This window comes from uncultured Psychrosphaera sp. (genome assembly GCF_947500655.1).
Lineage (GTDB): Bacteria > Pseudomonadota > Gammaproteobacteria > Enterobacterales > Alteromonadaceae > Psychrosphaera.
In genome coordinates this window covers 1-14,228 of record NZ_CANMSK010000022.1, presented here as the reverse complement: position 1 = coordinate 14,228, position 14,228 = coordinate 1, and the positions used below count along the sequence as shown (strand labels likewise).

General features: G+C 36.2%; 8 protein-coding genes. 1 reads left to right on the top strand and 7 read right to left on the bottom strand.

What is annotated here, in order from left to right:
* Window positions 1–4: 4 nt before the first annotated feature.
* The 7 genes from Q0940_RS15300 to Q0940_RS15270 all read right to left on the bottom strand — a co-directional run bounded on the left by Q0940_RS15300 (window position 5) and on the right by Q0940_RS15270 (window position 11,896).
* Window positions 5–1,891, bottom strand: a complete 1,887-nt coding sequence (locus Q0940_RS15300; RefSeq protein ID WP_299270442.1) for a diguanylate cyclase — start codon at window positions 1,889–1,891, stop codon at window positions 5–7.
* Between the two features lie 17 nt (window positions 1,892–1,908).
* A complete protein-coding gene (locus Q0940_RS15295; RefSeq protein ID WP_299270438.1) occupies window positions 1,909–3,540 on the bottom strand; it encodes an HD family phosphohydrolase in 1,632 nt (543 codons plus the stop codon).
* A gap of 109 nt (window positions 3,541–3,649) precedes the next feature.
* Complete coding sequence (locus Q0940_RS15290) at window positions 3,650–4,477, bottom strand: MBL fold metallo-hydrolase (RefSeq protein WP_299270436.1); 828 nt, start codon at window positions 4,475–4,477, stop codon at window positions 3,650–3,652.
* Window positions 4,478–8,452, bottom strand: coding sequence for a cadherin domain-containing protein (locus Q0940_RS15285; protein WP_299270433.1), 3,975 nt, complete (start codon window positions 8,450–8,452; stop codon window positions 4,478–4,480).
* Window positions 8,453–8,460: 8 nt separating this feature from the next.
* Window positions 8,461–9,654 (bottom strand): FecR family protein, encoded by a 1,194-nt coding sequence (locus Q0940_RS15280; protein WP_299270430.1) that lies wholly within the window; start codon window positions 9,652–9,654, stop codon window positions 8,461–8,463.
* Between the two features lie 8 nt (window positions 9,655–9,662).
* The gene (locus Q0940_RS15275) at window positions 9,663–10,976 is read right to left on the bottom strand and encodes a porin family protein (protein WP_299270428.1); all 1,314 of its coding nucleotides are present in this window, start codon (window positions 10,974–10,976) and stop codon (window positions 9,663–9,665) included.
* Between the two features lie 80 nt (window positions 10,977–11,056).
* A complete protein-coding gene (locus Q0940_RS15270) occupies window positions 11,057–11,896 on the bottom strand; it encodes an MBL fold metallo-hydrolase (RefSeq protein WP_299270425.1) in 840 nt (279 codons plus the stop codon).
* 326 nt (window positions 11,897–12,222) lie between these two features.
* Between Q0940_RS15270 and Q0940_RS15265 the strand changes: the two genes are divergently transcribed.
* Window positions 12,223–14,109, top strand: a complete 1,887-nt coding sequence (locus Q0940_RS15265) for a methyl-accepting chemotaxis protein (RefSeq protein ID WP_299270422.1) — start codon at window positions 12,223–12,225, stop codon at window positions 14,107–14,109.
* The last annotated feature ends 119 nt before the right edge of the window (window positions 14,110–14,228 follow it).

Here is a 14,228-nt window from a genome sequence, read left to right as displayed (position 1 = left end):
GTTATTAGTTTCCGCACAAACGGTTACGACCCGATTTCTTTGCTTCATAAAGCGCGGTATCTGCTCTTTGGATTATATCAGTTTGGTAATCATCATTAATGGATGCTTCAGACAAGCCTAAGCTGATAGTAACCGGTTCAAATAAACCATCAACCTGAATACCTTCAACGGCTGCCCTAAATTGTTCTAGTGAAGTATGTGCCGCTTTATAACTTGCCGAGTTAAGAATAATTAAAAACTCTTCGCCACCATATCGCCCAATAGGTTGTTCGGGGCCAAAATGTTTAATCGCACAATCAGCGATGAGTTTTAGCACTCTGTCACCCATAACATGTCCGTATAAATCATTAATTTTTTTAAATAAATCTAAATCGAACATACAAATATATAAAGCTTGCTCGTTGCTTTTAAATTGAGTGAAACGTTGGGATAAAATCGCCATGATTTTGCGTCGATTATATAAACCAGTTAAATAATCAGTGGTGGCTAATTTATCCAATTGTTTTTGCAATTTAATATTACGTGACAATATAAAAGTAACAAAAACAGCAACAAAAACGGATAAGAGGGTAGTTAGTACAAATAAGTTTCTTTGTTTTTTATGTTTATCTAGTTCAATTTTTTTGAGCTGATTTTCTAATAACAGCAATTGGTTATCTTTGGCATAAATAGAGTTTTTTAATTTTTCAAAGGCAGATTCTGTGGAAGCATCTAGTTGTTTTTGCTGGTAAAGCTTTAGTTGTTCAATATAACTTTGTTGTGTTTTATACGCTTCTTCAAACCTATTTAAAGCAAATAGTAAATTTGCTTTAGTATTTATAGATTGAATATAGGTCTCAAATGATTTCTCTGTCTTTTGCGGTTCAAGGAGCGCTAACTCTGATAATGAAGCTTGAGCGTCATCATACATTTTTAAATGTAACTGTGTGCTAGCAAGATCACCATAGATTTGTATTAAACTTGCAACAATATTTTCTGATATAAAGCGTTGTTTGGCATCTAATAAAACGGTTAACGCTTGTTTAAAATCCTTCGCTTGTAAATAACCTCGGCCCATTCCCATATAGGCGTACGCAATGCCAATAATGTCCCCACTTTCCCGGCTATATCGGTCGGAGTTTTTATATGCATTAATCGCTTTTTCATAATCATTGCTACTAATGTAAATTTCAGCAAGATTGTAATAGGCCACTGACAATTGCTGTGTGTTACCACTTTGTACTACATAGTCGATAGATTTTAACATGGCTTCAATAGCGCCATCTATGTGACCTGTTTTTAAATAGATGTTACATAGAGCATTGTACATCGTTGAAAGGGCGTCGGGGCTGCTAACACTGTCAATGAGTTCATAAGATTGCCCCATAAACTTCATAGCTTGGTCAATGCGATTGTTGTCAGCTAATATATTGCTGTACATAGATAACATTTCAACAATCAGGTTTGGATCTTCAGTTTTTTTTGCATACTCAATAGTCTGCTCTAAATATTCAAATTGTTGCTGGGTATTTTGTTTGTATTGATAATAATCCGCCAATGTAAGGTACATATAAGTTTTGTCGTAAGCGGATATATTTAATGTAAGTGCTTTGTTGGCGTATTCATAACCTAACTCAAACTCGGAAAATATAGGATACAATCTTCCTAGCCAAGTAATAACTTTGGCATTCTTAGGGTGTTTAGCGAATAACTCTTTCGCTAATGTTAATGCTTGCTTGCTGTCGGACTTATAAACTGACTCAATGTTTTGTAATTTAGATGAAAGATGAGTTGTTTGTGTATTTGCTGAGACTGAGAAAGTATAAAGTAAACAAAAGCCTAACAAAAAAAATTGTGTTATTTTTTTTATCTTGGTGATCATTGATTTAATTATGTCAGTGTTAATTTCCATTGAATAAGTACAGCGTATTAAGCTGTTTGTTTCCTATTCTTTGGCAGCACATACCCTGGTATTTTAGTTTTATCTATAGTATCTATTTGTTCTTCCGCTAAGAATTGCTGAGCATATTGTAGGTAAACTTCTTCATCGATAAATACATCAAATAAATCTGGATCTATATGCTGATCTAGCCTCATAAACCCCATAATTTTTAAACATTCGCTTAACATTTTTGCTGATTTGTAAGGTCTATCTGAGGCGGTTAATGCTTCAAATATATCAGCAATTGCCATCATTCTAGCCGGTACTGACATTTCATGCCGTTTCAAACCTTTAGGATAACCAGTGCCATCCATTTTTTCATGATGACCTCCGGCATATTCAGTGACATTACGTAAATGTTTTGGAAACGGTAGCGACTCCAACATTTCTATAGTGATCACCATATGATGATTAATGATCTCTCGCTCCTCTGGTAACAAGGTGCCTTTGGCGATTTCTAAATTACATACTTCGTTACCTGTAAGTAAAGGCTGCTTAATGCCATTTATAGTGACATCATATTTATTGGCTATGTCTTTAACTCTTTGTTGATCTTCTGGTTTCATAAATTCACCGCCAATATTAGCGGCGCATAAAAATAATCTGTCATCTTCAAGTTCTTGGATTAGCTCAGGTAATTTTGATTCAAGGTTAGTTATGTCTTTCCCTTGTTTTAACTCATCAATAATCTGCTGCTGATGTTTATTTTTTATTTCGGATATTGCCAGTTCAATGCGACATTCGACTAAAGCAATGCGGTCGAATATGGTTTCTAACTTAGAGGATTTATCCATCACATATTCAGGGGTGACTATTTTTCCACAATCATGTAACCAGCCTGCAACACCAAGTTCATGCTTTTCAGTTTCATCCATATTAAAGTCAGCTAAAGGCCCAGTGTTGGTAAAGCAAACTGCTTCAGCAATTAACATAGTCAACTCTGGAACTCGATTACAGTGACCTCCGGTGTAAGGTGATTTTGCATCGATGGCGCGTGCAATTAACCGTGTTAATGATTGAAATAACTCTTCCATACCATCAATTAACTGCCTATTGGTAAGTGCTACCGCTGCCATTGATGTGAGAGAGCGAATAATAGTCTCTAATTCAGGAGTGAAATCGATGATCTGATCATCTTGTTGTGCATTAAGAAGTTGAATAACACCAATCAATTCTTGTTCATGGTTTTTCATTGGAATGGTTAAAACAGATTTGGTTCTATAACCTGTTTTTTCATCCATATTCCTAGCTGCACTCATGTCATAGTTGCCGGACTCATAAGCATCTGAAATGTTAATAACTTGATCTGTGGCTGCGGCATATGCCACCAAAGCATTTGCGTTTGGTGCACCCTTAACAAACATTGGTATTTCAGGAAAAGGAATTGGTACGCTAGAAGTCCCACCCATATACATATTCAGAGTGTCGTTAAATAAGGTTTCAAATTTAAGTGTGTTTTTTTCTGTAATAGAGTAAATCGTACCACCGTCAGCATTTGATAGCTGTTTAGCACTAAGTAGGATGTTCTCTAGTAACTTTGTCGTATCCTGCTCAGTTGATAGCTTGACACCAACATTAATTAAATGCTGTAGGGCTGAGTCGCTAAATTTATTAGTCATGGTTACTCTCTATTACCTGTCAGTTTTTTTATTGTTATCACTAACATAAGCATAATTATTGTCAAGTATATGGTGTTTTTTTATTCAATGCGAGTGAACAATATTCAAATCATAGTTGAATACATTGTTGTTCTTGTGCAAAGAATATATTGCAATCTAAATTCATATCATCAATTTTGTACTGCCATTTGTCTAAGTCGTCATCGGTTCGATCTGGATCGTGGCTATAAATCGCTAATTGCTTGATATGGCTACTTGTTGCTAAGTCAATCGTTTCTGCGATTAATGAATGTCCCCAGCCGTGTTTAAGTGGCATGTCAACATCAGTGTACTGGCCGTCATGGATCACTAAATCTACACCGAGTAAAAATGCTTTCCATTCACTGTGTGTAGTAGATGGTGCTGACGGCGGACTAAGTTCATTATCGGTAACATAAGCTAGTCTTTTGCCATTAGACTCTATAATGTAGGCTGAGCCACCATTTGGGTGGTTAATTGCTCGTCTATAGACATTAAAGCTATTAATGGTCACAGGTTGTGAATGCCAATTAGGGTGTTTGAAATTCAAATTAGCCCGTAGTTCATGTTCATCTAACGGGAAATAGCTGCCATTAATTTGTTCAACTATTGCTCTTGGGTGATTTGGGGTCGTTTCGCTTGGGTAAATATAGATGTTTCTATTTTTTTGATAAATAGGTTTGAAAAATGGAAAGCCTTGAATATGGTCATAATGGTTATGGGACAATAAAATATATACATCTTCTTTATGTTTAATAAACTCATCACCGATAACTCGAATACCAGTACCAGCATCTAAGATCAGCTTTTGACCGCCCTCAGATTCCACCATTACACAAGCGGTATTGCCGCCATACTTCAACGTAGATGGTCCAGGGGTAGGGCATGAGCCCCGGGTACCATAAAAAGTGACTTTCATTTAGTCAACTGATCCTGAGTATATAGTGTAGGGAGTTGCATTATCATCTTGCTGTTCTTTAAACTTTAAAATAGCGCTATTATTCGAGCTACCTGAAGAATCAGGCAGCAGTGCGTGAATAATCAGTGAACCATCACTTGCAATCGACACTCTGTCATATCCAAGAATGTCACAAAGGTCGCCTTCGTTTTGACCTGTGTTTAAGTAGTTGCAACCTGCATCGCCATTTGGAATAGAGTAACCGGATAACGAGTTTTTACCTAAAAGGCTATCAGCTTCGCCGTTAAGTCCGTTAAATTTTGCAATAAAACCGGCATCAATTTCAGTGGTACTGACATTCCCAACTAAAACAATTTCGTCTTCTGGGTTAACGGCTAAATCTTTTACTTCAATATTCAGTGAATTGGCGCTTAACGAGTCCATATCTAATAAAATCATTCCATCTGTCTTGCTATTCCCACCAGTTATGTCATCAAAGTTAACATCAATTGCATACTTTTGAGTTGAAGAGGTATCTTTATCAACTAACCTAACTAAATATGATTGGGCATCGGATTCAGTTTGCGTGGCAAAATATACAAGAGAAGAGTCTGATAATTGAATTAACTTTCCAGAATGAACATTATTTGAATTGCCTGTAGATACAGTTAGAACATCATCACCATCATCATTCTCTGTACCATCTCTTGCTGAATTATCAAAATCAGAATCTATGATCCCAATTAAAGAATCATCAAAATTCATTTTTAGTAAAAAAGTGTCTTCTTTTAAAGAGTCGTCCACAGCACCAAAGCCAAGTGCAATAATAGAACCGTCATCTTGTACCACACCTGAGGTGAGTTGATTATAGGATGATAATAGACCTGGAGTGTTTGAGAACTCTTGCATGTCAAAAGCCGGACAATCAACATCGTCAATTGTTATGCATTCAACATCAATGGTGACTAACAGTGAAGTATTTTCAGTATTTTCAGTATTTTCGGTTTGGCCGTCACTGTAACCGCCAAATAAGGCAACTCTATCCGCTGTGCTATTGTAATCGCTACTTTCAAAATAAGCATATTCAGGTAAGGTTTTTTCTACTGGAAAGCCAGAAGTAACCTCCCCATCAATAGTAAATTTAGTAACTCGTAAAGTGGATACGCCATCATTGGAAATTATTTCAGCTGATAATAAGTAGTTGTCTCCATTGTCATCTGTTTCAGCCAATTCTATCAATTGAGTGCTATGGCGTTTAATATAATAGTCACTATAACCATTACGCTGAAGTAAACTGTTCTGTTCTTCTTCGCTAAATGTTTGATTTATTAAACCAGTTACAAAATCATGCCTAGTGATAGTATGACCTTCTGCATCAAAATTACCATTGGTTCCGGAGTCATTGTAACGTGGTGTTACGGTAATGATGTTGCCTGATGAATGTAGTAATTTACTGTCAACGGCTAAGCTATCTGTCATTTGAAACTCGTAATCTGTACGGTTAGCTGATAAGCCTAATTCAGTACTGCTGTCTTCATTGGCAACTCTTTCGGAATATATTTCAAGTTCGGTATTGATCACTTCTGATGGAGATAAACCGTTATCATTGTCTTTTTCTATGGAACTAAAAATATTTATTGTATTTGTCGTATCTGTTGGTTCAGTTAATACAACTGCCTGAGCATAATCTGCATCATTAGTTAACGCTTTTAATTTAATCGCATTACCAAAAGCCGTTATTGTACCGTCCGAGTCCACTTGGTTTATGTATATTGCTTCATTTTCCGTTTTTATGGCATAAATAATATCGCCATCTGAATTTATATCGATACTGATTGTCTCTTCACTATCATCATCAATAAGATCATCAATATAATAACCATTAACTCCAGCAAATGTATCATCTAATGCCAGCGTAGAAATATTGAGCTTTACTACTAGTGAGTAGGACTCTGGAATGTCATCTGATACTGCTTTAGCTGCTTTTGAACCGCCGAGTATTACATAATTATCATCTAGTACTTTATAAGTATTAATGATATTAGTGGAGCCAGCCTCACCTAAGTTAGTTTCAGAGTCATCAAGAACGAGCAGTGTGTCGACATCAATTTCTGACGCTATAATATTTACACCACCACCATCATCTACGTAACCCAATGCAACTAAATTGCCGTCTACATTTTCAATAAGGCCGATAATGTATTCATTGTCATCTGCAGAAGTCGTAATGTCATATGTTTTACCTGTTATTATAGAGTTAGAAGCATTTTTAATTTTGAGTAATTTGAACGATTTAGTGAGTGCACTCGACGTCATACTAGATGCTGCTAAGTAAATATACCCATTGGAGTGTATGACAGCATCAACCGCTGTAGAGTCACCTAGGTCGTCTGCATATACATCATACTTCCCATCTGTATTAAATGTATTATCAATTGAACCATCAGAATTTAAGCGTATTAAAATAGGGATATTGATACTCGAAGTGTTATCATTTTGGTAGCCTAATAAGTAAATTTTGTTATTTAGTTCATCTATTTTTAATTTTTGAAGTATTAAACTATTAATATCATTAGCGTCGTCAAATACGTCAAGTTCGTCGTTATCAAAGTCGTAATTAAGGTGTTTAATACCATTGTGGCCAAAACTTAAATCGAAGGTTCCATCTTGGTTGAGCTTGGCAATTGTATAATTGCCATTATCGAGAGATAGAATAACTCGTTTATTACTTCCATCTAATTTAGCATCGATTAAATAGCCATCTTCTTCTGTATCAGCATAGGTATTAAACTCAGCTATTCCAGCATCTGAAAATGTAGTGTCCAATACGAATTTACTATTCTCAATAACGTCGTTCACTTGAACTATTATAGTCAATGAGTCGGATAATGAGGTTTCATCCGTCACCGTCATGCTTAGTTCATAGCTGTGAGGTTGAGTCTCATAGTCTAATAATCCTTGATTATTAACATACACAACGCCCGTTTTTGAGTGCATTTGAAATACACCATGACCATTGGATAGGCTGTATGTTAGTTCTGCACCCTCATCAGGATCGGAAACGCTAGGAGTATAAACCGGAGTGCCTTCAGGACTATTTTCATCTACAGTGACGATATGACCATCTTGATCTGCAAATCTAGGGGCAGTATTTTCAGTAACTATAGTGGTAGTATCATCACCTAACATAACTTTATCACTGAATGCGCTTTCGCCACTGCCATCAATACCGGTAACTAGAATATAATATATTTCGTCAATCGATTTCTCGGTGAAAACGGTTGATGTACTCGTTAGTGCTAACTTAGCTTCGCCACCGTCCAAATCAATATAATTCTGACCGGTTAAGCTTTCATCATTACTTATATAAACGTTGTACCTTAGCATCCCAGTTAATGCATCCCAGCTAACTGACAATTCTTCAGACGATTCATCTAGCGTAACGGTTACCCCAGAAATCGTTAATTCACGCCAAGTTAAACCTAGGCTAGTTACTTGATATATATCATTGTCATTATCTTCAACCCATAAGGTTATATTTTGCTCACTACCACTTAGTCCAAACAGGGCTGGGTTAATGCCATTAACAAAGGCTGAGTATTCAGTTCCGCAATCTTGTTGGCAAATTGGTAATGTTAAATCAGAACCGTCAAAACCAATATAAACTTGCTCAATACCTTCAGGATTCGCCACATCAAAAGCAACCGATATATTACCAGAAAATTCAGATAGGGTAGTTGGGTAGGTGAAGCTGCCAGTAGTATCACCTGCTTTACTTTGGTTTGTGGTATTAGTCGATGATTTAAGTTCTGACTTTTGCACTAAAGTCAGTTTTGAGGCATCAATGACATTGCCTGAGAGTGTGTTTAACTCTAAGTTTGTTTGCTCTGAATCTGCACTAGTCTCACTACATGCATTAATAAACAACATGGCTGCGGATAAAACAAAAATTTTATATGTTTTTGTTTTCTTAGATACTTGTGTGGTTATATTCATAATATTCACTACTTAAGCAAGAAACTGCCATCCACCCTATTGTTGGTATTTCTAATTTCATGTAAATCAAACTCGCCGATAATAGAGTCTAATCCATCAAAAAATGATGCATTAATATCACCGTCTGCAAGATTGTCAGCATGAGAAGCAAAACTTATATCTAGTTCTAGTTGATCGGCCGAAATAATACCGCTAAATGCGGCAAACCATTCACCGCCAGCATCGTTAAAAGATAGTTGACCAGTTGGAACCGTTGCTAAATCAAAGTTAACGTCCATTTCGATACTAAAGTCGGAAACAGCCCCTGCACTAGAGTTTACTTGGAAACTCTCAAGATTACTGTAGGTGAAACTACCACTTCGTTCAGATAATAATTCTTCTGTCGATGAGCTTTGAATAGAGCTGAAAGCGTCATTGGCTGTAGAGGCAATATCATCTTCAACTTGTTGAAAGTTATCATCTAGCATATTGGTAACTGCATCAGCGTCATCTGATATTGCTACATCTTCTGCTGCCGCTTCAGAGCTATCTTCTGAGGCTGAGTCGCTTTCAGCGTTATTCCGTTCTTCATTTTCGCCTTCACTGTCATTGGTACTGTGACCTTTACTAAAGTTCTTAGGGGCTTCTAACAACTCTGTCACTTTACCTTCCGCACTAACCACACCAAATGAAAAGTTTTCTCCTTGGCCAAAAGAAACTGTGTTGCCTCCATTAGAGTCTACAGTCACATCAACAGCACCATCCCAAACCGCTAGAAACATTTCTCCGTCGATTAATTCGACTTCATAATGAGTTCCGCGTATACCAATACTGCCTGTGGGGGTTTTTAAGTTGTAATCACCGCCATTCTTAGCTTTAATTGCCCCGGTTACTGAGCGTAATCCACCTTTTACCAACTCCATAACAACAGAACCTTTACCGTTTTCATCAGAAAAGTGGTAGTCGGTGATTTGTAATTCAGTGTTTTGTTTTAGTGCAATCATGCCACCATCAGTCATACGCAACTGCGCTTTACTATTCTTGCCTGTAGTGATCACGTCAGAGTCGAATATTACAGATCGTCGCTTTAAGTCGCGACTCACGTCATTTGCACTTGCGGTAACCTTACCTTTAGAGATAAGTGTTTTGCCAGCAGTGGATTGCGCATTTACATTAAGCGCAGTTAATAGGCTAAGCCCTAATATTACTTTATACGTATTCATAAATACCTCTATAGCTTATATTGCCAGCTGGCACCAAGCTCAACTCGGTCATAACTGTATAATTTTATGTTACTGTGTTTATCTTGCACATTTAAATAAAGTTTTAAACGCAATTTATCGCTTGTGTTAAATAGTAGTTGTGATGAAAACATGGACAGAGTTTCGTCCTGTTCTTGTAAAAATAGAGGATGAACACCTTGATACATATGTTGTTCAACCACAATAGAGTTATTACTAATAATTGAATCTGTAATTGGCCAGGTTAGTTGATACGTAAGGCCTATAACATCTTTGTCCCGATAGAAATACTCTCTATCATCACTAACATCTTGTTGCCAGTGAGCCATTAAAGTATGAATTTGCTTTGATTTAAAAAGATAAGAGAATGAAGCTCTGGTACGTGACAAGTCTAACGCTACATTTACATCGTTACTTATTACAGAATAACTCAGGCTAGACATTAACTCACTGCGTTGTGATATGCCTTTTTTCCAATTTGAGCTAGCACCTATTTCGGCGCGGTAATAAGTCCCATCTAACCATAATGGACGAGCAAACCCAGATACAGATATGGTACCTAGTTTTGATTCTTGTGCGTAACCAACGTCGAAATTTGTCATTAATCTTTGGTATTCTTTGTACTCTAAATAATCAACATAGTTGGCGACAAAATTAACGTTAACAGATTGGTTTTGGCTAATAGGATGTTGGTAGTTAGCTCGGTAGTTTATAGAATATGTTAAATCACTAGTTTTTTGTGAGCTATCAAATAAATCAATAGTGCCAAAATTTGGAATGAAAATTTGGTCTTCGCTAGTACCACTATTGATGTTGTTATCATATGCCAACATCCCAGCGATGCTATGGCTCCAGGTTTTGTCTTTATTTAATATAGTGTTATTGATACGACTTAATAGCTTATTTGCTTTGTCTTTCTGTCCACTTGTAATTGGTTTTTTTAGCAGTAATTCCAATTGTGAAACTGCCGCAGGAAGATTGTCTAATTTTTGATAGGTTTGTGCTAAATAAAAATTGGCTAAATAAGATTTAGGAACCTCGATAGCAACTCGCTCAAATGCAAATACAGCTTCTTGGTATTTTTGATCTCCATAGGCTGAAAAGCCACTCAATAAATCAAATTCAGGAGTTCCACCATACTCGTAAGTGTATTCATCTGATAATTGAAATGCAGCTGCATATTGTTTATTGGTTAATAAATGATTAAGTTGTTTTATAACATCTGGATATGACATAGCTTTGGCATAAACGCTGGAGCTCATAACTAGCATTATAGTTAACAAAAACGTAAAAATTCGACTCATTGTGATTCTAATTCCTTGACACTTTCAATAGTCCTTAAAAAAACAAACGTTATTTAAAGGTCTTGTTCGCAAAAAGAGGATTAACCTCGTAAAGTTAAACTTTGACCTTCTTTTGCAAAAAAGAAACTAAAGCTTGGGTTCGTTTTTAATATTTTAGCTGTTAAATCGTCAATCTGTTCATCACTACGCGACGGATCATGACTGAACAATGATAACATTTTAACATTGGCATTGTGTGCCAAGTTTAGCGTTTCAGATACTGATGAGTGACCCCACCCTAATTTTTGTGTCATTTCATTATCCAGATATTGCGCATCATGAATTAATAAATCTGCATTTTTACAAAACTTAATCCATTCCATTATACTATGATTGTTATGGCTTACTGGTGGCACCAGTTCATTATCAGTAGCATAGACAAGTATTTGGTTATCACATAGTATTCTATAAGCCGAGCCACCATCAGGGTGATTCATATCCATTGCTTGTATAACAAAATCACCTATCTCTATTCCATCATCTACAGAAAAATTTGTTTTCTTTATCGTTATAGTCGATGGTAATTGATGGAACTTCACCGGAAAATAACTTTTGCTCATTTGATCCAGTATAGCTGTGTCATGATTAAGAGTGGTATTTCCAGGATAAATTGTCAGATTTGTCCCTTTTTTAAAGATAGGGGAGAAAAATGGAAACCCCTGTAAATGATCCCAATGATGATGACTTAACAATAAATGAATTGTGTCATTGTAGTTGTCAAATTCAGAACTTGCCAAACGTAGACCAGTTCCCGCATCTAAAATTAACTTTTGACCATCATCACTTTCTAATACTACACATGGCGTATTGCCACCATAACGAGCTGTCTTTGGTCCCGGTGTTGGGATAGAGCCTCGCACTCCGTAAAAGGTTACTTTCATTTATACACAACTTAGTTTGATTATTAATCAATTTATACGTTAATTAGTGGCAAGTTACAATTCTCCAACCCCCTAAGTTCAAGTAAAAAGTAGTACAGTGTTTGATATGTTTATTTGGAATATATTTATTCGATTTCTGAATTTGGGTATTATGGTTTTCATTATTAAGCTTAAAATAATTAAAAATATCCAAGATCTAATGAATTTAGATAACTGGTCGATACCTTAAGCTAGCAATAGTCAGTGTGATAAAAATGTAATAAACCATCTAAAAAAATACAACTATTCTGAATTAATCTCCTACTTTCTATTTTAAAGGATAAAAAATGAAACTCTTAACAAACTTAACGATTAAAAATCGTTTGTTTGCCAATGCCATCGTTGTAGCCACAGCTCTGTCAATTTTGTTTGTAATCATGCTGACAAATGCTGCTACGTTAAATACGTTAGGGCTTTCACTGGCTAAAGTAGAAAAATTAGAAGCTCAGGTTCTTGTGTTACGCAAACATGAAAAAGATTTTTTAGCTCGAAAAGATCCCAAATACGTTGGTAAATTTCAAGATACGGTGACTGAATTACAAAAAAACATTTTCAATGTTCGAGGTGTAGCTGATGATTTTGGTTTTAAAGTCGTAGAAATTAATGATTTTGAGCAAGCGGTAAAAGATTATTCAATTCAGTTTAATCAAGTTAGTGAACTGCAATCAAAAATTGGAATGACCCCTAAAGATGGATTTTATGGTGAGTTAAGAAGTGCAGTACATGATGTAGAAGATAGTTTAAAACAATCAAATTCATATCAACTATTAGCATTAATGCTGCAATTAAGACGTGCCGAAAAAGACTTTATGCTGCGCCGGGATTTAAAATATATAGATACATTCAATACAGGTGTGGAAGCATTTAATCAGCAATTGCTTGATGAACCTTTAGATCCTTCTACCGCAAACAGTATTCAAAATAATCTAGGTATTTATCAAAGTAAATTTGAGCAGTTAGTTAATGCAGAGGTTCAAATAGGTCTTAATGAAAAATCAGGTGCTTTAGGGCAATTAAGAGCAACAATTCATCAAACTGAATCTTCGTTAGATGCAATCATTACTAATTTTCATACGGCACTTGAGCAAGAAGTCGACGCAACAATAACGAAAGCAATTATTGTGTTTGTGATTGCTGTGATATTTACTTTATTTATTGTATTTACAACAAGCCGAAGCATTTTAATGCCAATACTAGCGGTAAGAAATGCGATTTCTCATATAAGAACAAACAATGACTTAACTTGGTTGGTTAAAACTAAAGGTAAGGATGAGTTGGTTGAACTAGGCACAGATGTAAATTCTTTAGTCGCTGATTTTAAAAACTTAATTGTTAATGTTAATACCGCATTAACTACGTTAGATAATTCAACCGAAGAACTAGCTTCCAATACACAAAATACTCTTGAAGGAATGGAACAACAGTTTAGCGAAAGCGACATGGTGGCAACATCAGGTGCTGAGATGCAAGCGACGGTTGCAGATATAAGCCAAAACACTCAACTTGCTACCGCGACAGCACAAAAAAACGGTGAGATGGCGCAAGAAGGTTCTAAAGAAGTTGACTTAACTGTCGGAAATATTCGAGAGTTAGCCGCTCAGTTAAAAAATGCATTAACGCAAATGGAGGAGTTAGAAAAAGATAGCCAGTTAATAGGAACCGCCTCTGATGCTATTCGTGGTGTTGCAGATCAGACTAATTTACTAGCATTAAATGCAGCTATTGAGGCTGCTCGAGCCGGTGAGCAAGGTCGCGGCTTTGCGGTAGTCGCCGGAGAAGTTAGAGATTTAGCCATGCGTACACAGCAATCCACAGGTGAAATTGAAACAATTATAACGTCACTACAAGCGAGTACTAAGACTATCGTTAATGTTGTTAACCAGTGTTATAAAAGTGGTATTGAATGTTCAGAGCAGGCTCAAAGTGCTGGAGAGTCTCTACAGCGGATAGCAAGCCAAGTTGATGAAGTTATCGGGATGAATAGCCAAATATCAGCATCATTAAAAGAGCAAGATATGGTTGCAACTGAGATGAGTAAACATGTTATCAAAATTCGTGATATTGCTAGTGACTCGCAAGAGCGTGCTGCGGTAAATGCCGATGCAAGTAAAGATATTGCAAAGCAAGCTGCGATTTTACACCAAGAAATAGAAAAGTATAAAACCGTGAAGTAAATCTAGTTATACAAAGTTATAAATAAAAAGCCCGAGTTATCGGTAATGCCAGTCAGTTAAGCCGACTGGCATTTTTATTTCCGTTTTTGGGATACTTAGACGGTTTTGGCTTTACCCAT

What these genes read in the sequence shown, in the direction of transcription:
- Q0940_RS15285 (WP_299270433.1), bottom strand. Translation starts at nt 8,452, where the DNA reads ATGAATATAACCACACAAGTATCTAAGAAAACAAAAACATATAAAATT.
- Q0940_RS15265 (WP_299270422.1), top strand. Translation starts at nt 12,223, where the DNA reads ATGAAACTCTTAACAAACTTAACGATTAAAAATCGTTTGTTTGCCAAT.
- Q0940_RS15275 (WP_299270428.1), bottom strand. Translation starts at nt 10,976, where the DNA reads ATGAGTCGAATTTTTACGTTTTTGTTAACTATAATGCTAGTTATGAGC.
- Q0940_RS15270 (WP_299270425.1), bottom strand. Translation starts at nt 11,896, where the DNA reads ATGAAAGTAACCTTTTACGGAGTGCGAGGCTCTATCCCAACACCGGGA.
- Q0940_RS15280 (WP_299270430.1), bottom strand. Translation starts at nt 9,654, where the DNA reads ATGAATACGTATAAAGTAATATTAGGGCTTAGCCTATTAACTGCGCTT.
- Q0940_RS15290 (WP_299270436.1), bottom strand. Translation starts at nt 4,477, where the DNA reads ATGAAAGTCACTTTTTATGGTACCCGGGGCTCATGCCCTACCCCTGGA.
- Q0940_RS15300 (WP_299270442.1), bottom strand. Translation starts at nt 1,891, where the DNA reads ATGGAAATTAACACTGACATAATTAAATCAATGATCACCAAGATAAAA.
- Q0940_RS15295 (WP_299270438.1), bottom strand. Translation starts at nt 3,540, where the DNA reads ATGACTAATAAATTTAGCGACTCAGCCCTACAGCATTTAATTAATGTT.